Source organism: Trichocoleus sp. DQ-U1 (genome assembly GCF_039961925.1).
GTDB lineage: Bacteria > Cyanobacteriota > Cyanobacteriia > Cyanobacteriales > FACHB-T130 > FACHB-T130.
In genome coordinates this window covers 17732-38371 of sequence record NZ_JAMPKB010000047.1, presented here as the reverse complement: position 1 = coordinate 38371, position 20640 = coordinate 17732, and the positions used below count along the sequence as shown (strand labels likewise).

17 protein-coding genes are annotated in these 20640 nt (G+C 48.9%); 9 read left to right on the top strand and 8 right to left on the bottom strand.

Features of this window, described 5'->3' with window-relative positions:
• The first annotated feature begins 85 nt into the window (after positions 1-85).
• Positions 86-1093: a zinc-dependent alcohol dehydrogenase family protein gene (locus tag NDI34_RS18690; RefSeq protein WP_348233458.1), complete on the top strand. Its 1008-nt coding sequence runs from the start codon at positions 86-88 to the stop codon at positions 1091-1093.
• A 2-nt stretch (positions 1094-1095) separates the two neighbouring features.
• On the opposite strand, the gene NDI34_RS18685 is transcribed toward NDI34_RS18690, so the two are convergent.
• The 3 genes from NDI34_RS18685 to lgt all read right to left on the bottom strand — a co-directional run bounded on the left by NDI34_RS18685 (position 1096) and on the right by lgt (position 3996).
• On the bottom strand, positions 1096-1704 hold the full coding sequence (locus tag NDI34_RS18685) for a hypothetical protein (protein WP_190426485.1): 609 nt from the start codon (positions 1702-1704) through the stop codon (positions 1096-1098).
• A 160-nt stretch (positions 1705-1864) separates the two neighbouring features.
• The gene (cobM, locus tag NDI34_RS18680; RefSeq protein ID WP_348233457.1) at positions 1865-2725 is read right to left on the bottom strand and encodes a precorrin-4 C(11)-methyltransferase; all 861 of its coding nucleotides are present in this window, start codon (positions 2723-2725) and stop codon (positions 1865-1867) included.
• Positions 2726-3111: 386 nt separating this feature from the next.
• Positions 3112-3996 carry a prolipoprotein diacylglyceryl transferase gene (gene lgt, locus NDI34_RS18675; RefSeq protein ID WP_348233456.1) on the bottom strand — a complete coding sequence of 295 codons (885 nt, stop codon included), beginning with the start codon at positions 3994-3996 and terminating at the stop codon, positions 3112-3114.
• 402 nt (positions 3997-4398) lie between these two features.
• Here lgt and NDI34_RS18670 point away from each other — a divergent pair, with 402 nt between their 5' ends.
• Together NDI34_RS18670 and rlmN are read left to right on the top strand one after the other, a co-directional pair.
• On the top strand, positions 4399-7308 hold the full coding sequence (locus NDI34_RS18670; RefSeq protein WP_348233455.1) for an ATP-binding protein: 2910 nt from the start codon (positions 4399-4401) through the stop codon (positions 7306-7308).
• A gap of 28 nt (positions 7309-7336) precedes the next feature.
• Positions 7337-8464, top strand: coding sequence for a 23S rRNA (adenine(2503)-C(2))-methyltransferase RlmN (rlmN, locus tag NDI34_RS18665; protein WP_190527720.1), 1128 nt, complete (start codon positions 7337-7339; stop codon positions 8462-8464).
• Positions 8465-8494: 30 nt separating this feature from the next.
• Here the strand turns inward: rlmN and NDI34_RS18660 are convergent, their stop codons facing one another.
• Positions 8495-8677: a replication restart DNA helicase PriA gene (locus tag NDI34_RS18660; protein WP_190414604.1), complete on the bottom strand. Its 183-nt coding sequence runs from the start codon at positions 8675-8677 to the stop codon at positions 8495-8497.
• A 692-nt stretch (positions 8678-9369) separates the two neighbouring features.
• Entirely contained in the window at positions 9370-11706 is a 2337-nt protein-coding gene (locus NDI34_RS18655) for a glycoside hydrolase family 31 protein (protein WP_348233454.1), read from the bottom strand.
• Between the two features lie 453 nt (positions 11707-12159).
• Here NDI34_RS18655 and NDI34_RS18650 point away from each other — a divergent pair, with 453 nt between their 5' ends.
• From NDI34_RS18650 to NDI34_RS18640, 3 genes are all read left to right on the top strand, one after another.
• Complete coding sequence (locus tag NDI34_RS18650) at positions 12160-12996, top strand: dienelactone hydrolase family protein (RefSeq protein WP_190677362.1); 837 nt, start codon at positions 12160-12162, stop codon at positions 12994-12996.
• Between the two features lie 305 nt (positions 12997-13301).
• Positions 13302-13784 (top strand): flavin reductase family protein, encoded by a 483-nt coding sequence (locus NDI34_RS18645; RefSeq protein ID WP_190677147.1) that lies wholly within the window; start codon positions 13302-13304, stop codon positions 13782-13784.
• A 116-nt stretch (positions 13785-13900) separates the two neighbouring features.
• Positions 13901-14254 (top strand): phenylpyruvate tautomerase MIF-related protein, encoded by a 354-nt coding sequence (locus NDI34_RS18640; RefSeq protein WP_190435216.1) that lies wholly within the window; start codon positions 13901-13903, stop codon positions 14252-14254.
• A 252-nt stretch (positions 14255-14506) separates the two neighbouring features.
• Here NDI34_RS18640 and NDI34_RS18635 read toward each other — a convergent pair whose 3' ends face one another.
• Complete coding sequence (locus tag NDI34_RS18635) at positions 14507-15622, bottom strand: pentapeptide repeat-containing protein (protein WP_348233453.1); 1116 nt, start codon at positions 15620-15622, stop codon at positions 14507-14509.
• A 73-nt stretch (positions 15623-15695) separates the two neighbouring features.
• A complete protein-coding gene (locus NDI34_RS18630; protein WP_348233452.1) occupies positions 15696-16652 on the bottom strand; it encodes a type II secretion system F family protein in 957 nt (318 codons plus the stop codon).
• A gap of 284 nt (positions 16653-16936) precedes the next feature.
• Between NDI34_RS18630 and coaD the strand changes: the two genes are divergently transcribed.
• Positions 16937-17488 (top strand): pantetheine-phosphate adenylyltransferase, encoded by a 552-nt coding sequence (gene coaD, locus NDI34_RS18625; protein ID WP_190414577.1) that lies wholly within the window; start codon positions 16937-16939, stop codon positions 17486-17488.
• The gene (locus NDI34_RS18620) at positions 17398-18108 is read left to right on the top strand and encodes an ATP synthase F0 subunit B (protein ID WP_348233451.1); all 711 of its coding nucleotides are present in this window, start codon (positions 17398-17400) and stop codon (positions 18106-18108) included. Before coaD ends, NDI34_RS18620 begins: the two co-directional genes overlap by 91 nt.
• A 196-nt stretch (positions 18109-18304) precedes the next feature.
• Here the strand turns inward: NDI34_RS18620 and cysC are convergent, their stop codons facing one another.
• On the bottom strand, positions 18305-18838 hold the full coding sequence (gene cysC, locus NDI34_RS18615) for an adenylyl-sulfate kinase (protein WP_348233450.1): 534 nt from the start codon (positions 18836-18838) through the stop codon (positions 18305-18307).
• Positions 18839-18959: 121 nt separating this feature from the next.
• Here cysC and gor point away from each other — a divergent pair, with 121 nt between their 5' ends.
• Positions 18960-20360 (top strand): glutathione-disulfide reductase, encoded by a 1401-nt coding sequence (gor, locus tag NDI34_RS18610; RefSeq protein ID WP_348233449.1) that lies wholly within the window; start codon positions 18960-18962, stop codon positions 20358-20360.
• Positions 20361-20640: the final 280 nt, after the last annotated feature.

The window sequence follows — 20640 nt, the reverse complement described above, 5'->3', positions numbered from 1 at the left end:
TGCGATCGCAATGTGACGCTAGGAACCCAGACTTGCGGTAGAGTTCTCAATAAAAGACCCTTGGCTTAGCAACAAGAACGACCTGATGAAAGCAGTTTTGATGACAGCATCTGGCGCACCGGAAGTCTTGCAACTTCAGGAAGTCCCAAACCCGACGATTGAACAAGACACAGAAATCCTTGTCCGTCTTCGGGCGGCGGGAATCAACCCGATTGACACCAAGTTGCGGCAGCGGGGCACCTTCTACCCAGACCAAATGCCCGCTATTTTAGGCTGTGATGGGGCGGGAGTCGTGGAAGCAGTCGGTTCTGGCGTCCAGCGGTTTAAGGTTGGCGACGAAGTGTATTTCTGTGCAGGTGGACTGGGGGCAAAGCTGGGAAATTATGCTCAAATGGCGGTTGTTGATGAGCGATTTGTCGCCAAGAAACCCACCTCCATAAGCTTTGCGGAAGCCGCTGCTGCCCCTCTGGTTCTGATTACCGCTTGGGAAGCCTTATTTGAACGGGGGCGGCTAGAACCCAAGGAACGGGTGCTGATTCACGCGGGTGCTGGTGGTGTCGGTCACGTCGCCATTCAACTAGCTAAGCTAAAAGGTGCGGAAGTTTGTACCACCGTTAGTTCTCAGGACAAGGCTGATTTTGTCCGCGAATTAGGTGCCGATGAGGTAATTTTTTATCAGCAAACTGACTTTGTACAGGCGGTTCTAGATTGGACTGGAGGAGAGGGCGTAGACTTAGCCTTTGATACGGTGGGCGGGGAAACCTTCTATAAAACGTTCCCCGCCGTGCGGGTTTATAGCGATCTGGTGACGATTCTGGAGCCAGACCCCGCTTACTCTAATTGGAAGATTGCGCGATCGCGCAATCTCCGGATTAGCTTTGAATTGATGCTCACGCCTGCATTGCAAGGACTTCTGGAAGCTCAACAGCATCACGCAGAAATTTTAGAACAGTGTGCAACCTGGATTGATGAAGGTTCGCTGAAAATTCACCTCGCCAAAACCTTCCCCCTCGAAGCCGCCGCCGCCGCCCACCAACTGTTGGAAGCCGGATCGATTACAGGTAAAATCGCCTTGGTGATGGAGGGTGAATAAAACTAACCCTCGTTGCGTGGCTTCATTAGCTGCAAAAGTGCTGTCAAAGCCTTGTCTTCCGAGGCATTGACCCGGCGATCGAGCAAGGCAATGCTGACCGCTTTGGGAAGTGCGATCGCTGCAATATCTGGATCGAGTCCTTCCAGCAATTGCTCAAGCGACTGGGGCACTTTCAATGCCGATCTGACACCCAGCAGCATGGGTTCTTCTAAACCGAGTGCCTGAAGCTGACGAGACCAAACCTCCCAGCTGATCCTGACTTCCGGTTCCGCCGCCTGAATCAAATAAGCCAGCAACCGCTGTAGTTTACTTTGTTGCTGGGGCGTTAGCTGAGGCTGGGAATCCTCCGCTGGCTTTGCATCGGTTTCTTGATTAAGGTTGTGGACAATTTGCTGCCAGTCTTGTTTGTCGCACCCTTCGGGTTGGTCTACCGTCAGCGAAATGCTAATTTTTTGGTCTGAACCGGCGTTGAGGTGCGTGACTTGGGCACGTACACCGAGAAAGCCCAGCCACTGGGCAATCGTCCCAATCAGTGTGGAACGAGTTGCCTGACAGCTAGCGAGTAACCGGATTTGAGTGCGAACCATTGGGCGCACGATTTGCGAAAGCATAGTTTACAAAATTGCCTGGATGGTTATCTGCTTATTAACGCTTCATCTGCATTGGGTGCTGTTACCAATCAGACTTTTCTCACCTTACATTTTGCACCGGGAAACTTCTTCCCTACAGGTGTAGGTTTTTGACGATTTGGGAGCGTTAAATATTCAAAACTTACCCGTATAAGGAGGAGTTGGGGGAGAGGTTCGTGGATTTCTGGCGAAACAGATGAGTATGTTCAGGATCGTACAGACGCGAACGACGTTTCGCTGTCGCCAAAGACTCTGGCGTATTTTCCACCGTCCCCAAGGCGGGACTAATCACATAAAGCGTCGTCCGAATCAAATTTTCCTGCTGCGTCACAGTTGCCATTTGATCCAAAGGAACCAGGAAGATTTTCTCATCAGGCCAACCGACTCGAAAGCAAATCGCCACAGGTGTATCGGCGGGGTAGTGCTGCATCAGTTTCGCTTGCGCGTCTTCGACGTGACGCGCCGCTAGATAAAGGCATAAACTTGCCTGATGCGCTGCTAGGGAGGCTAATTCTTCTCGTTCCGGCACCGCTGAAGCGCGTCCGCTAATCCGGGTGAGGATAATCGTCTGTACCAGTCCTGGCACCGTTAGCTCAACTTTGAGCTTGGCGGCGGCTGCCTGGAAAGCACTGATGCCGGGGACAATTTCAAAAGGAATGTCAGCCTCTGCCAAGGCTTGCATTTGCTCGAAGACAGCACCGTAGAGGCTGGGGTCGCCAGAGTGGAGGCGGATCACAGATTTATGCGATCGCACTCGTTCAATCATCACTGGCAGAATTTCTTCGAGGGTTTTATTCCCGGTGCGAATAATTTCCGCATCCGCACGCACCCCCTGCAAAATTTGCACCGGCACCAGAGAATCGGCAAATAAGATTACATCCGCAACCGCGAGTAGTTTCTGCGCCTTAACCGTCAATAAATCTGGATCTCCCGGCCCTGCACCGACAATGTAAACGGCTGGTGCCAGGGGAGACAATGATTCGCCAATAAATTTAGTCGCCAATTCAGACAAACCTCTTCTAGAGTGTGTAACTTATCAGTCATCTGTTGATCGTTCTGCAATTTTGACAAAATTGCAGATTGCTTCTGATTCCCGTACAGCGGTAGCTATCTGCGCCTACCGAGTCAAAAAAATTAAATTGATTACGGACACTTTCCGGATTCGTTCCACTTCCCCGGTAATTAAGGAATGGTAGATGCACCCTGGTTTTGCTCTAGAGTTTGACTCTAGAGCATTTTTTTTGGGATTTTTTTGGGAATAATTTCTCCTGAAACCTGGCTTTTTCTACCAATTCACTTGATTAACGCGACACTTCAACTCTCAAAGCCCGATTATAAAGACGGTTGAGGCATCTGAGGTTTAATCTCGCCCCCGTGAAATGGGAGGATTCATCGTTGGGTGTTCTCGCTGGTAGCATTGTTATCACTAGAAGCTGACACGACATCTGGCAGAGAACGACGCAACAAATAAACCCAAGCCAGACCCGCTAATCCCAGCGCCATTCCCAGTAAACTGATTGCTTGTGCCATTCGCAACGGCCCCAGCATCAAGCTATCGGTGCGTAACCCCTCAATCCAAACGCGACCGGCGCTATAAGCCACCATGTAAACCAAAAACAGCGTGCCTGCCTTGAGACGTGGTCTCTTCAAATCCCGAAAAAACAAGGTCATCAGCAACCCAAAAACCATTAAATTCCAAAGAGATTCATAGAGAAAGGTGGGATGGAAGTAGGCAAAATTTTGGTAATCGGGCGGACGGTTCTCGACCGGAATCAACAGTTTCCAAGGCAGATCGGTAGGTGCCCCGAAGGCTTCAGAATTGAAGAAATTGCCCCAACGCCCGATGGCTTGACCCAAAATGACAGAGGGCGCGACTAAATCGGCAAGTTGCCAAAAAGAGATTTTTTGGATTCGGGCAAAAATCAAAGCCGCCAAAGTGCCACCGACGATCGCCCCATGAATGGCAATGCCTCCTTTCCAGATGGCAATGATGTCACCCGGTCTTTGGGCGTATTGTTCCCACTCAAACAAAACATAGTAGAGTCGGGCACTGGGAATCGCCGCTACAACTAGCCAGAGTGCGAAATCGCCCGGTATATCTGGGTTGATGTGACGGCGGGAAGCCAGATATCGAGAAAGGGTGACGCCAATTAATACCGCTGAAGCAATCAATAGACCGTACCAGCGAATGGTAAACGGTCCCAGCTCAATGAGGATTGGGCCTGGAGAGGTAAATTCAAATGCCAAAGGCAGAGAGGAAATATCAAGAAGCATCGGCTTTGATTGAGTTCCAGCGTAGCCCGGACAAGACTCGCTGCTAGCACTTCATAGTTTATCGAATGCTTGATTCAAGTCTTGCATAGCAGCAGCTAGATCGCGATCGCTCACCCGCCTCTAGCCAATTCTCAGTCCCCTCGTCTCAGTTCCCTGGAAATCCGAACACGCTGACACCCCTTTCAAAGGGCAATCAACATTCAATCAATCAAATCGCTGCTACCCATTGCAAAAAATGTCAAATTATGCAGGTAAATAAATTTCGCGATCGCAAGCAGCAAGATTAAGACAAATAGCGGTAGCGAGTACCGATCGGATAGATAGATATTGATATTGCAACTCTACTTATATACGACCGTGATGGCAGCACTCGCGGCACAATCACGCTGAGATCGAACAGATATGACTGAAGACCGAATTACTCAAAATCTTATCGTTGAAAATCATAATCTGCGGCTAAATCAGCGTTCATTTATGCACCTACCACGCAGCCTGAGTACCTTAGAAACTTGGGGATTCGGGTTCACAGGTCATCTGATCTGGATTAGTACAGCCCCTCTGATACATGCAGCATTAGGCTCATCTGCCATCTTTGTGTGGTTGCCCGCAGTGATAGTGGGGATGCTGCTGAACCTGCAAGTGAAACGGTTAGGGGAACACTGGCCTGAGATGTCAGGAGGGACTCCAAATTATACTTCTAAATTACTCAGAAACTATTCCGGTCTGGGTCGTTATGCAGCGATCGCGTACTTCATCAGCTGGGCCGGATATCTGCCACTCAATCCCATTATCATCACCAATCTGATCAAAACCAACTTAGACCCTTTGGGCATTAATTGTCCCGAAACGTTTCTCAGAATTGGCTTTACGCTGATTGCTTATATTGTGGCGCTCAGCGGTACCCGTACCTTGGCGATCCTGCACACATTTTTTATTCTGCCAGCGGTAGGATTTTTACTGGTATTTTGCCTTCAAGGTTTGGGATGGTTAGCCTTCTCCCCCAATAGCCCCGGACTTTTCCCGACCAGTTGGTCAACCTTAACGTTTGTGGACTGGGCAAAGTGGTCTTTGTTCGCGGTCTACATTACCTACGCCTGCGAGACAGCCTCCTCATTTGTAGCCGACAGCCGACGCCCTGGAGAAACGCTGCGATTTCTGAGCTTTGCGGCTTGGCTAATGCCTCCTGTGATTCTGGGCGGTTCTTGGGTACTGATGCGCTTGGCAACTGTACCCAACTTGAGCGAAGACACGTTCTTGAACTTATTGGCGGCAGCAAAGCCATTCTGGGGCGAGTCAGCTTCCTTAATCGTGACACTCCTGATCGCTTCGTGCGGTCTTCTCGCTACCGCCACTGCGGTTTCTAACAGTCCTCGGATTTTGTACCAACTTGCCTTGGACGGATACCTATCACCCGTGTTTGCTATTGTCTCCCGGCAAGGCGTCCTGCAACCCGGTCTTATATTTTCCCTTTTAATCAGTTTGCTCTTTCTGGTTTGGGGAGATATTTCCCGGATTGTAGTATTAACAGGTGTTAGCTTCCTAGCATCGATCGCGTTATTCCATTTAGGACTGTGGTTGCAGCGAGGTAGACCAGAGGTGCGATGGCCTTGGTTGTCGCTTGGTTTGTTCGTAGTAGACGCGGTTGTTCTAGTCGTTGGAGGCTTAGCTTGGAGCTGGCAAAACCTACTCATTGGGCTGCTGTCTCCAATCGCTGTTTTGGCTTGTGATGCGGCTATCCGTCGGATCGCCTTTCCGCCTTTCTATCCAGCTTGGTGGATTGAGCGTTACCAGGTGAAACGCTTTCAGGTCAAAGATTTTGTTGCCTTTCAGGTCATCATCCTGATTTTATTGGTTTGTAGTGCGACCGCGATCGCCTGGGTGCTTCGGGATGGGATTGGGCAGGCTGCGGGGAATGCCAGCAACAATCTTTTAGTCATTTTGCTGATGATGATCGCTTTTGTAGCGATCGCGGTTGCCTGTTGGACTAGCTTACCCCAAGTTTCTGCGATCGCTGAAGCACGGGAACACGCGGAAAACCTTTTTATCGCTGCCCTTGATACGGTTCCGGATACGATTCTGGTGCTGGATGATAGCGGCGCGATTCGTCAAGCCAACCCAGCAGCTGTTGCCCTTTTCGAGATGGACGCTTATCAGCTGATTGGGCGTCGCCTCAACGATTTCCTCTCTGGGTTAGCTGGGTCGCCTGAGATTTGGCAAAGTCGCAGCGAACAGACATTCCGGCAGGATGAAACGAGCTTACGCACGATCGAGGTGACGCTTTCCCACCGATCGAATCGCCAACTTCAAGAATATATTGTCATCCTACGCGACATCACCGAGCGCAAGCTCTCAGAAGAAACATTGCAGCAATCAGAAGAGACTGCTAGAAAGCAAGCGATCGCTCTAGAAAAAACTCTGCGAGACCTGCGGCAAACCCAAGCTCAACTAATTCAAACTGAGAAAATGTCTAGCCTCGGTCAACTCGTTGCGGGTGTTGCCCATGAGATTAATAACCCTGTCAACTTCATCTACGGAAACCTGACCCATGTGGGTAACTACACTCAGGATCTTCTCGGTTTAGTCAACTTTTACCAGCAGGGTTATTCCTACACTGACCCAAACATTCAAGGTCTGGTTGAAGAGATCGATCTTGATTTTTTAATTGAGGATTTACCGAAAACTTTGTCTTCGATGAAAGTAGGGGCAAACCGGATTCGGGAGATTGTTCTGACTTTGCGTAACTTCTCTCGGTTGGATGAATCCGAGATGAAACCCGTCAATATTCATGAGGGAATCGATAGTACCCTCGTGATTTTGCACAATCGCCTCAAGCATAAACCAGAGTTTCCGGCTATTCAGGTTATCAAGCAATATGGCAACTTGCCGCTGGTGGAATGTTATGCCGGACAAATGAATCAGGTATTTATGAATATCTTGAATAATTCGATTGATGCTTTGCAGGAGCAAGATAAAGCGCGAAGCTCAGAAGAAATTAAAAAGAAACCCAGCACTTTAACAATTTCTACCCAACTTTTAGACAAGAATTGGGTGAGAATCGGGATTAAAGATAATGGGCCGGGGATGAGTGCAAGTGTCCTAGGGCAACTGTTTGACCCGTTCTTTACAACAAAACCAGTCGGTCAAGGCACTGGACTGGGTTTATCGATTAGCTATCAAATTGTTGTAGAAAAGCATGGCGGAAAGATGAAGTGTCTATCTCGACCTGGGGAAGGTGCAGAGTTTCAAATTGAGATTCCGATCGGGCAAACTTATAAAGTGAACCCCAGCGTCGATCGAGAGGTTCTAGGATAGAGATCCTAGCGAAAACTTTTGATTATTTATGTCTGCTACGTCCCGCTCTCAGGTTCAGTCTTCTACAGACAGTCAGCATCAAAATCAGTTTGATGAAACTGCGCCCGTTGCTAAACAGGGGGTAACGAATAAAAACCCAGCCAGAACGATTCCTCCTCTTTTAGGGGCAAATTTAGCTGAATTAACCCAATGGGTGCTTGCTCAAGGACAACCGGCTTATCGGGGACAGCAACTGCATCAGTGGATTTATGAAAAAGGAGCGCGATCGCTTTCCGAAATTACTGTATTTTCTAAGCAGTGGCGCGACCAAGTAGCAGATGTCCCGATTGGACGCTCTACGATACATCATCGTTCTGTTGCTCCAGATGACACGGTGAAGTATCTGCTGCGGTTGGCAGATGGTCAAATTATCGAAACAGTCGGTATTCCCACAGAAAAGCGCCTCACGGTGTGCGTGTCTTCCCAGGTGGGTTGTCCGATGGCTTGCGACTTCTGCGCTACTGGGAAGGGCGGTTTTACCCGCAATCTCGCACGCCACGAAATCGTCGATCAGGTGTTAACAGTTCAGGAAGACTTCAAGCGACGAGTCAGCCATATTGTGTTTATGGGGATGGGGGAACCGTTACTGAATACGGTAAATGTTTTGGGAGCGCTAGAGATCCTGAATAAAGATGTGGGAATTGGACAGCGTTCTATCACCCTTTCTACCGTAGGGGTACGCGATCGCATCCTCGATTTAGCGCAACATCACTTGCAAATCACCCTTGCAGTTAGCCTCCACGCACCCAATCAGGCACTTCGGGAAAAACTTATCCCCACAGCTCAGCGATATCCCCTGGAAGATTTGTTAGCAGAATGTCGGGAATATGTTCAATTAACAGGTCGCAGATTGACATTTGAATACGTCCTGCTTGCGGGTGTGAACGATCTTCCCCAACACGCCAATGAACTTGCATCCCGCCTGCGGGGATTCCAAACTCACGTCAATTTAATTCCCTACAATCCTATCCACGATGCTGACTATCAGCGTCCGGATTCTACTCGGATTCAAGCTTTTGTGGCAGCTCTAAAAAAACAGCATATTGCTGTTAGCGTTCGCTACTCTCGTGGTTTGGAAGCCAATGCTGCTTGCGGACAACTTCGAGCTTCTAAATAATCAGTACAAGCAATTCTTTGAGGATTGCTTCTACAGACGACTTGCATCAAGACCGGGTGCGTATGCTTCGATTACTCTCCCGGTTCGAGAACAAGTCACCATCAAGTAGTCACAAGTACGGCATTGTGTCCGCGTTAGCTGGCTGCTAGAAATGTAATGCCGTTCACCCGGACTGCCACAGTTAGGACAGCGAATTGCTTGGACGAGCTGCATTGTTAAAGTTTTCATGTCAGTAAGTTTTTTAAAACAAGAGAATTGCTAGATTTGACCCCGATACCATCCGGTAAAAGTGTAGCTAAAGTAACAATTTAGCTACATGCAATGAGTGAAAAATCAATTTACCTTTCTAGACTATTATGGCAACCTTTTTGATAATTATCCATAATCAATTGAATGATTTATATGAATCATTCTTTAGGAATATGAGTCTATCTAGCTTTGATCCCCATTGTGAACTTATGCAAATGCGGGAGGTTTGCACAGGCATTTAACATCGTTTAGACATTTCTGACGTGTTGATTTTGTAAAGTTGGGCAGTTCTTTAGTAATAATTTATAGAAGTTCTCAACATCTATCAGAATTAAATTTACAGCTAAAATAAAATTCTCTGGTTAAACTTTATGTGGATTTAAGGTTTAATAAAATTCTGGCATCTGTCTATAGAGATATTTCTTTTTTACAAAATAGGGTTGAGCGAGAAGATTGCAGATAGGGGCATCAGCGATCGCTCTGATGAAACGTAAAGGATGCCAAAAAAAGCGATTCACCCTCAAGAGCAAATCGCTGACCGTTAAGGATTGAGATTAAATCCGGTTAATCGCGCCTCCCATTAGAAGCACCTCCTCACTCCGGCTCCCCTCTCCGTGAAGGTCGAGGGTCTGGGGGTGAGGTTCTATCAAGCCAATTTAAAAAGTCAGTTGACGCGCCGTACTATCGTCAACGAAACGCTGTTCGCCAACACCCACTAGCTGCACGATAGTTTCGCGAGTAGGGGGCGTCCAATTGCCCTCTCGCGCTGGAATTTCAACCACCGTTTGTTGTCCTTGGGAATAAACGCGGTAGGTTGTAGTTGCAAAGCCACCCGTTTGATATTCAAACGTATGCCCATCATCTTCGTAGAGTCTAAACTCGCCATTTCCAGGCCAGATGCGGAGGGTGAGTTCGTCAAGGGGACGTTCATCCGTGTATTGCATCACCGGCTGCATGGGGATAATCGCTCCCGCACGCACATATAGCGGCATTCGCTCTAACGGTGCATGAGCTAAGATATGGGTCGCGCCTTCGTAACGTTCTCCTGTCCACCAGTCGTACCAAGTGCCTTCGGGAAGATACACGGCCCGATACTCCACTCCTGGTCGATAGATGGGTGCTGCCATGAGGGAAGAACCGAGCAATACTTGGTCGTAGAGTTTATAGGTTTTCGGGTCGTTGGGGAAATGATAGAGTAAGGGACGTAAAATCGGTGCGCCAGTAGTTGCAGCTTCCCAGAAAAGCGTGTAAACGTAGGGCAATAGCTGGTAGCGGAGATTAATATATTCGCGGCAGATAGCTTCAACGCGATCGCCAAAAACCCAAGGTTCGTGTCTTGCCGTACTCATTGCCGAGTGACCGCGCATCAACGGGTAAAGCATTCCCACTTGCATCCACCGAGCAAATAATTCCGCCGTGGCGTTGCCAGCAAAACCGCCAATATCGGAACCGACAAACGCCACACCGGATAGTCCCATATTGCAGAGCATCGGCAGAGACATCTCCAGATACTCCCACAGCGATTGATTATCGCCCATCCACACCGACGACCAACGCTGAATTCCGGCAAAACCGGAGCGTGTCAGCACAAACGATCGCTCTGTAGGACGCAGCCGCTTCAGTCCTTCGCAAGCCGATTGAGCCATTGATTGCCCATACAGGTTGTGAGTTTCGGTATGGGTAGTGCGTTCTTCCGGCGAACCTTGGGGGGCATCTAAGGGAAAGGATATTTTATTCCCCGGATCTCCAAACGGGCGATCGTCTATCGCCGGTTCGTTCATATCGTTCCAGATACCCGCAACGCCGACTTCTGTCAGACTTTTGTGCAAGTCGCCCCACCACTGGCGCACTTCCGGACGCAGAAAATCGGGAAATACTGCTTTGTCGGGCCAAACGTAGCCGTGGAATAGCTCACCCTCTGCCTTACGGATAAAATAGTCATTTTCTATCCCTTGGTCGAAGACGTGGTAATCGGCTTCCGGCTCGTACTTGACGCCTGGATCGATAATTGTCACCGTCTTGAAGCCATCCTGCGCCAAGTCATTGACCAATTGGGCAGGATCGGGGAACCGTTTGGGACTCCAGGTAAACACCCGGTAGCCCTTCATGTAGTCGATATCGAGATGAATCACATCGCAAGGGATGCGACGGTTGCGGAATTCCTGGGCAAGTTCTCGCACCACCTCTTCAGATTCGTAACTCCAACGGCATTGGTGATAACCAAGCGACCATTTCGGTGGAAGTTGCATCCGACCTGTTAGCTGCGTGTAGGTGCTAAGAATTTGCGCCGGTTCCGGGCCATAAATGATGTAATAATCCAGCTCATCGCCCCGCGTTTCCATCCGATAGACGCCCGGTTGTTCTGCACCAATATCGAACTGGCTCCAAAAAGTAGTGTTAAAGAAGATACCGTAGGCGAGTTCTGGACGCAGCGCTATAAAAAATGGAATCGCCTGGTACATTTCATCGGTAAATGAGCTGTAATCGAGGGCGTCAACTGTCCAGTTTGTTTGGACTTCGCTGAGTTTGTCGAGTAGCTTGGTGCGTTCGCCAAAACCGTAGAAATGTTCATCAGCTTCGATGCGTTTCCAGGCAGCGATCGCGCCTATGCGTTCAGCCATTCCCATCCCGGTATCTTGCGCGAAGGGTCGCCCAGTTTTATCAAAACACTCGATCCGGCACCCTTGGCGGTGGATGTACACCCGCATCTGCTCGGTTTCGATTTCTACCGCTGCGTCAGTTTCCCGAAGTTGGAAGGGTACGACTGACCATTCTGGATCGTCCAAGGTGACTGCCCAAGAACGACGTGGCATCAAATCGCCGCTGGGTGCCCAGCGTACTCGGACTAAGTTTGGTGCCAGGATGCTAATGGCAAGGCGCGAATTCTCACAATCGCCGTAGATTCCTCGATCGTGGCGTTCTATGGTTTTTAGGGTTCCAATTGTTGACCAAGATGTCCCTGTCGTAGGCAGTTTTCCAAAATATTGCGGCATCACCCCTCCCGGTAAACTGTGAATTTGAGTAGAAGCGATTGATAAGTTGCCCCTACAGCTAGCGATCGCTAATGAGCAAAATGCTTTTACTCACCTCGATCCAGCTTGTAACAGTTGATCGGCTGCGGCTTCTTCCAGGGGGAAGGTTTTGCTCCGGAGAAGCAGGGCTTTGAGAAGTCCGTTTAACATAGATCAGGACTTACGCTCTCGTTATGGAAAAACGAACCGCCAAGGACGCCAAGGACGCGAAGGAATAAGTAGTTTTAGAGAGTTATTGCGTAAGTCCTCATAGGTGTCAGCATCAATTCAAAGCGTATGGGATATGATTGCGCGATCGCGTTAGCGAAGCGAGGCGTTAGCCTAGCGCTGAAGGCTGCTGCCGAGAACATCGGCGGTTATCCCCGCCCAACTGATGCACAATCTAGACTTGAAGAAGTTTTTTGGAGAAAACTGCTGATGAAATTCACGCGCCGCGAATTTATCATGGTCTCTACGCTGGCGGCAGGGTTTGCCGTAGCAGTTCGCCCCATTTCTGCCCAAGTCATCACTACCGATAAAAAAGGCTTGGTGGCGGGTGAAGTGAAGATACCCGTAGAAGATGGGGCCATCCCCGCTTATCGGGCGATGCCTGCCAGGGGTAAGAATTTCCCCGTCGTGCTAGTTGTGCAGGAAATCTTTGGCGTCCACGAACATTTGCAAGATATCTGTCGCCGTTTTGCAAAACTGGGTTATTTAGCGATCGCGCCGGAACTCTATGCGCGTCAAGGCGATGTTTCCCGGATGAGCGATATTCAAGAAATTATCACCAAAGTAGTTTCTAAAGTCCCCGATGCTCAAGTTATGTCAGATTTGGATGCAACGGTTGCTTGGGCAGCCAAGTCCAGTAAGGGCAACACTGATAAACTGGGAATTACAGGCTTTTGCTGGGGTGGGCGAATCGTTTGGCTGTATGCGGCACATAATCCCACGCTAAACGCTGGCGTTGCCTGGTACGGACGCCTAGTAGGCGAGTCTTTGCCCCTCATTCCCAAATATCCTCTCGATCTAGTTGATCAGCTGAAAGCGCCCGTACTGGGACTCTATGGCGGCAGCGATACCGGCATTCCGAACGAAACAGTCGAGAAGATGCAGGCGGCGCTGAAAGCAGCAGACAATGCTTCGGAAATTATCCTTTATCCAGACACGCCCCACGGTTTTTTTGCCGACTACCGCCCCAGCTACCGCAAAGAGGAAGCAGAAGACGGCTGGAAACGCCTGCAAGCTTGGTTTAAAAAGTACGGGGTTGCTTAAGAAGCGATCGCTCATTCTGCGCTTCGGTTGCTTTTAAGTCTACTTAAGCCCTGGCGATTGGAAATCGCGGCTATACAAACGAAGTCCGCCTTCGCGGACTAAGGAAAAATCATTCTTGAACCTGTGTTAGCGAAGCGTGCCGAAGGCTAGGCAGGTTTTGTCTGTATAGCTGCGGTTTCAACCACCAAATCTTAATTTGAAACCGCTGTGCAATGTCATGCCCCTATGGAACTATCTCCAGATTGATGTTTCTTCCCAAGACATTGATAAACTAAGCGATGTATCAGTAGCTGTCAGGTAAAACTTTGCTAGACGAACAAGCCAAAAAAACTATTCTGCGTAAGATTCCTCACGGACTCTATATCTGCGGTGTCAAAGATGGCGAAGAAGTTAACGGCTTCACATCCAGCTGGGTGATGCAAGGCTCGTTTAAGCCACCGCTGGTTGTGAATTGCGTTAAGCAGGATTCTAAATCCCACGCCATGATCAAAGCCAGTGGCGTTTTTGCGCTTAGTTTCCTGGATGAGGGACAGCAAGACTTAGCGGAAAAATTCTTCAAGCCGCAGCGCCGCGTCGGTAATAAATTTGAAGATGTGGAATTTTATCTAGGACAAGAAACCGGCTGTCCCATCATCGCCGACTCCCTTGGTTATGTGGAGTGTAAGGTTGTCGGTGCTGTGGAACACGGCGATCATACGGTTTATGTCGGGGAAGCGATCGCTGCTGGCGTCCACCGCGAGGGTAAACCGCTTTTACTCGAAAATACCCCTTGGCAATATGGTGGGTAATCGGTAATTGGTAATCGGTAATTGGTAATTGGTTAGTAGCAAAGGACTAATAACGAATGACTAATAACGATTACCCATTACCTAATCCCTTTTAAAAGGAATTAGAGTAAAAGATTATGCCGCTAATCAAAGTTCAAACTTCTGTTGATTCTCCCGATCGGGGTGCTGTCGAGGGATTGCTGAAAAGTCTTTCTGCTAAATTAGCCAAGCATACAGGCAAACCGGAATCTTATGTGATGACAGCTTTTGAGCCGAGTGTGGCGATGACATTTGGGGGGACTCTCGATCCCGTCTGCTACGTCGAAATTAAAAGTGTCGGTAGCATGAGTCCGTCGCAAACAAAGGCAATGAGCCAAGATTTTTGTCAGCAAATTAATGAGAAACTTGGTGTATCTACAAACCGGATTTACATTGAGTTTGCTGATGCGAAAGGTTCAATGTGGGGTTGGGATGGGTCAACATTTGGTTGATTAAATCCTACTTGATAATGCCCGCACCTAGAAGGCTGGGGCTACACAAATAAAGTCCGGCTGCGTGGGCTAAGAAATTGGAAATATTGAGGTTTGTAATTGGGTGCAATACATTGTGACCTCTCCCCAACCCCTCTCCTACAAGGAGAGGGGCTTTTCCCCTTCCCTACAAGGGAAGGGGGTAGGGGGTTAGGTTCTATATTTGATTCAAATGACAAGCATTATATGGAGGCGATCGATCGCATTTGTCTCTTACTCAGCTTGCGTCCAAGGTGCAGGTCTTTCCAAATTGTCTGGCAAGACAGTTTTGCTATCTCCGTATGCTCTTTCAATTTGCTCTTGTTTAAGGTTTTGGACTTCCCTGAGTTTTGCTCCATGCAGTTTAGCATCATCAAGAATTGCTCCTAAGAGGTCGGCTTCACTGAGGTTTGCCCCTTGCAATTTTGCCCTACAGAGTTTTGCCTTTTGCAGGTTGGCTTTTCTGATACGTGCCCACTGCAACTTAGTATCCCAAAGGTCTGCCTCTTGCAGGTTGACCCTATCTAGGTCTGCCTCTTGCAAATTGGCGTCACAGACTTCTGCCCCTTCCAGGTTAGCGTTAAATAGTTTCACCCCTACCAGGTTGGCTTCATTAAGTTTTGCTCTTTCTAGCTTGGCTCCATTGAGTAGTGCCCCTTGCAGATTAGCTCCATTGAGTAGTGCCCCTTGCAGGTTAGCTCCATAAAGGTTTGCCCCCCTGATATCGGTATTTTGTAAATTAAGTCTTTGATTGTTCGGGTCTTTTTCTACGTTGCGCTGTCCGATAACTGTAAGAGCTGCTTGAATATCCGTAGGAATTTTTGGTGATTGATCCTGCTGTATCTCTTCTTTGTTCAAAGGAGCCTTCTCTCGCACAAAAGCAGTCAACACTTCCATAATTGTCCAATGGTCTTTTTCGGAATCCTCAGCAATTCGTTTTAGGGCGTAAATTCCACCTAAACGGATAGAGATATTCTCATGACCAAGAAGTTCAACAGCCTTAGTAAAGCGTTCTGTGATTTGCTTATCTTGTGCTGCTTCTGCATTCTTTAGGGCAGCTTTAGCATTATCAAGAGCTGCATCAGCGCTCTTATTGGCAGCTTCAGCACTTTTATTGGCCGCGATCGCGCTATCATCCATCGCTTTAGCTCGTTTCGCCGCATAGAAAACGTTAAAGAGGATTGCGGCTCCTCCAAAAGTTGTTGCAACAATTTTTAAAGCTTCAATAACAGAGTTGACGCCCTGCCTTTTAAGTTCAATAAACTCCTTTGTGGTCAGGATTTTAGAAGAATTCTTGAAGTGTTCAATGGGTACTACATCAATTTGCCATAAACCCAGAAAAACTATCACTCCTATGCTAATAAATGTAAGTGACAGAATTATAAGCCAGTTTTTTAAGCCCTCTGTTTCATCACGCATAAAGTTATCCTGGCAGAGAGTTTATCAGCGAATTAATTGCTCGAATTGCGACTAAAAGCACTAAACCTCCAATCGCTAATAGACTCAAAGGACGTAAGATTCCCTCCAATTGTCTCAAACGTTTCTCTAAGTCGCTTTCGTAATATTGCTCCAATTTTCGCAGCGCCGCATCTAAATTTCCAGTTTCTTCGCCAGTGCGAATATATTGGATTGCAAGTGGCGGTAACTTGGTTTGCAGACTCTCGCTGAGGCTTCTACCGAGACGAATTTGCCGAGCAGCTTTTGCTACGTGGGTTGCCATCTGAGGATCGGGGATGCGATCGCGCAACAATTCCAGCGCGGCGAGAATGGGCACCCCACAACTTAAAGGCAATGACAGCTCGGTAAAGTAAAGGAGCGATCGCGCTTGCATGACTTTATCCAAACCGGGAAGTTGCGCCGCTAACCGCTGTAACCCGCGTCCGGGAAAGCGAGAATTCAGGATAGCTACCCCAACCAAAAGCAATGCCAATCCAAAACTGCACAGCCAGAAACCAGGGTGGGAGAGCTTTTGAGGATTTCGCTTAAAAAGTGCGGCGACGAGTACCAGCAGACTCCAAATCAGCGCGATCGCGGCGATTCCCACCGAACGATAGAGGCGTTGCCGTTTGACTTTGGCTTCCGCCGCCGTTGCCAATCTCTCAAACGTCTCTGCTAGCGATCCGCTGTATTCTGCTAACCGAATTAGGCTAATCGTCCAGCCATCAAAATATCGAGCGTCTAGTGTCAAAGCTGAAGCCAAATCTTGCCCAGAATCCACTGCTGCACTGACTGTTTGCAGATAGCGCCCGAATGGAGAATTGCGATCCTGATTTACCAAATTTAAGCTTTGCTGTACTGAAATGCCAGAATTCAGCAAAGTGGCGAACTGCTGGAAAAATTGAGCCTTTTCCTGGTTTTTCAACTTAATGTGTAGATTCACTAATCGGATTTTAGCTTTTGCTGATTTTCTAGCGAACCTCCTGAAAGTTAAGGAGTGGCGCTGGTTGCACTAATCTAGAGACTCTCTGCGATTACAGCAGAGGTCGATTGCTGGCTCGTGTATGCCGCGAGAAGAGGCTGCTGACGCGATGAATCCTCTTTGGTTGCGATCGCTCTGGTTTAGTGGTTGGTGCTTCTCGCCAAAACCGGAGACTTTTAACAATTCGTAGTTTTAGGGGTACTGTATGAGTACAATTTCCTTAAGCTAGCTCACACACCTCTTCCGTGATTGCAATCTATCCTGGCAGCTTCGATCCAATTACTCTGGGACACCTCGACATCATTAAGCGCGGTTGTCGGCTTTTTGATGGGGTGATTGTTGCGGTGTTGCGGAACCCCAACAAAACGCCCCTGTTTACAGTACAGGAGCGCATCGAGCAGATTCGTCTATCGACGCGATCGCTGCCGAATGTAGAAGTTGACAGTTTTGACGGTTTGACAGTCAACTATGCCAGAATCCGAGAAGCGGGCGTGCTGCTGCGCGGTTTGCGGGTGCTTTCTGACTTTGAACACGAGCTACAGATGGCTCATACAAATAAAACTCTGGACGACCGGATTGAGACGGTTTTTCTAGCAACCTCTAACGAGTACAGTTTCTTAAGTAGTAGCTTAGTGAAAGAGATTGCCAGATTCGGCGGCTCTGTCGATCATCTTGTTCCCCAGCACGTCGCCTTAGATATCTACCGATGTTACGCCAAGACTCTTCCCGCCTCGAACCCGATAGTAATGGACGCTTCCCCGAAGGTGAATTACCCGACAGTGGATCGGGAAGTGTAGATATTCAGCGGGAACTCGACCGCATCGAAGAAATGATTCTCGATAGTACGCGCATTCCCTTGACTAGCCTGCGCTTAGTCGATGAGAATCCGTTACTCGATCAGCTGGATTTGGTGCGGATCAATCTGCCACCAGCTTTTCAGGAAGCCGAAGAAATTGTTCGCCAGAAGGAAGAAATTCTCCTGCAAGCGGAGGATTATGCACAGCAGATTATTGAGACAGCAGAACGCCGAGCCGATCAGATATTGGATGAAATGGGCTTGATTCGGCAAGCGGAACGGGAAGCTCAAGCGATTCGGCAGGCGGTGCAGCAGGAGTGCGACGCCATCCAAGAACAAACGATCGCAGAACTCGAACGGATGCGCCTACAAGCACAACAAGACCTAGAACAGATGCGATCGCTTGCTCTCCAAGAATGCGAGGACATTCAAAACGGAGCGGATGATTACGCCGACCAAGTTCTCACCAATATCGAGCAGCAGCTTAACGATATGCTCAAGGTCATCCGCAACGGTCGGCAACAGTTACAAAATGACGCTCCTCCACCACCGTCGCCGCGTACTCCCACGATTAGAGAAGTGGAGGGGGACAGAGGCAGAGGCACAGATAAGAAGAAGTAGGTATTAGGTGGCGGTGCCTATCCACGATACTTTTGTGCTTTAGCTCTCAAACCTTCATATTAGATTTGTGTAATTATCCATAATAAAAGAACCCCACCCCCAGCCCCTCCCCGCAAGTGGAGAGGGGAGCCGGAGCCGGAGCCGGAGCCGCAGGTGAGGGCGGGGAGGGGTTCCTCTTAAGTGCGGTTTATCCTTACTAGAGGTAGCCCAGTTCTTCCAGCTTTCTCAAAACTTTCTCTGTGCTTTCCTCTATCGTTTCTTGGTCTGTGTGGCATTCGATTTGGGGATGCAGGGGCGATTCATAGGGGTCATCAATCCCAGTGAAGTTTTTGATTTCCCCAGACCGCGCTTTCTTATACAACCCCTTCACATCTCGCTGTTCGCAAACCGCTAACGGTGCATTCACATAAACCTCAACAAAATCTCCAATACGCGATCGCACTTCTTCTCGAATTTCCCGGTAAGGCGAAATTGCCGAAATGAGTACGACTACCCCGTTGCGAGTCAGGAGATGAGCCACAAAACCAATGCGCCGGATATTCTCATCCCGGTCGTCTTTACTAAACCCCAAGCCTTTGGTCAGGTTTTGGCGCACCACGTCTCCGTCGAGGATTTCCACCTTGTATGCGCGTTTCTGTAATGCTTGCGCCACTTCCTGGCTAATGGTGGTTTTTCCCGCACCGCTTAAACCTGTAAACCATACGGTGACACCACGCTGCTCTCGATCCATTGTTCTTCGCTAAAACTGACGGTATTCTCATCCGACTTTAAGCGATCTGCGGAAAATGGGAAAGCAGGAGCATCATCGTTACATCTTTTAAACTAAATGAAGAAAGAGAGGACTTCCAGTCATGGCATTTGATTACGATTTGTTTGTCATTGGGGCGGGTTCGGGGGGATTAGCGGCTTCCAAACGCGCGGCTAGCTACGGAGCGAAAGTAGCGATCGCAGAAGGCGATTTAGTGGGTGGTACCTGCGTCATCCGTGGTTGTATTCCCAAAAAATTGATGGTTTACGCCTCCAAATTTTCCCATTTGTTTGAGGATGCCGCAGGCTATGGCTGGACTGTGGGCGAGAGAAGCCTAAACTGGGAGCATCTGATTACGACTGTCGATAAGGAAGTCCACCGCCTCAGCCACTTGCATATTGGGTTTTTGGAAAAAGCTGGGGTGGAGTTAATCCAGAGTCGCGCCACTTTATTAGATCCGCATACGGTGGAAGTGGATGGGCGCAAAGTCACGGCTGACAAGATTTTAATCGCCGTCGGTGGGGAAGCCATCAAGCCGAATTTACCAGGGATGGAACACACCATCACTTCCCGCGAGATATTTCTCCTCAAGGAACAGCCGAAGCACATTGTCATTATTGGCGCTGGCTATATTGCCGTGGAATTCGCCTGTATCATGCACGGACTGGGATCGAAAGTCAGTTTGTTGCTTCGAGGCGATCGCATTCTCAAAGGCTTTGATGACGATATTCGCACTGCCATTCAGGATGCCATGACCCATCACGGCATCAACATTATCACGAATGTCACCGGGAAAGGCATTGAGAAAACCCCAGAGGGTCTGAAGGTCGCCTTTACCGAAAAAGGCAAAGACGCGGATACAACCCTCACGGCAGACCAAGTTCTAGTCGCCATCGGTCGCGCACCTTTGTTAGGAAAACTTGGTTTGGAGAATGCGGGCGTTAAGGTTGTTAATTGTGAAGACGAAGATTTACCCAGGTTGCACGGGTACAGCGTCAACTGTGCCATCGAAGTCGATGAGTACAGCCGCACCAACCAGCCGAATATTTTCGCTGTAGGCGATTGCACCAACCGGATCAATTTAACCCCCGTCGCCATTGGCGAAGGTCGCGCTTTTGCTGATACTGAGTTTGGCAACAATCGCCGGGTATTCAATCACGAAAATGTTGCCTCCGCCGTATTCACTCAGCCAGAAGCCGCTACGGTAGGAATCAGCGAAGCCGATGCTCGGAAAAAGTTGGGCGATGACAACGTGCAAATTTATCGCGCCCGGTTCCGTCCTCTGTTCCACAGCCTCACCGGCGCGGATGAGAAAGTCATGGTCAAGTTGGTCATTGACAAAAATACCGACCGCGTGCTGGGCGCTCACATGGTAGGCGAGTATTCAGCTGAGGTGATTCAAGGAATTGCGATCGCAGTCAATATGGGAGCCACCAAAAAAGACTTCGACGCCACCGTTGGCATTCATCCTTCCACCGCCGAAGAGTTCGTCACTCTGCGATAAATTACGCTTACTTATCATTTTGTTGACCCGCTCCTAAAGCCTTTTTAGGGCGGGTTTTTGGGTAGTAGGCGGTTGGTATCCTCCAAGCGAAGATCCTCGTCATCAAGAGTAGCGCGATCGCTCTTTTTTCTCATTTTCTCGATAGATGCGATCGCACTTTCTCTAGTGATTCACCGCATAGATGCGCTGCTTGCCTTTGAACCTTTTCCCCAGATGCCCAGTCTAAAGCATTAGAAATCCAACAGTGGTAAGAGAGAGCCAATCGGTGCCAGCTGTACCA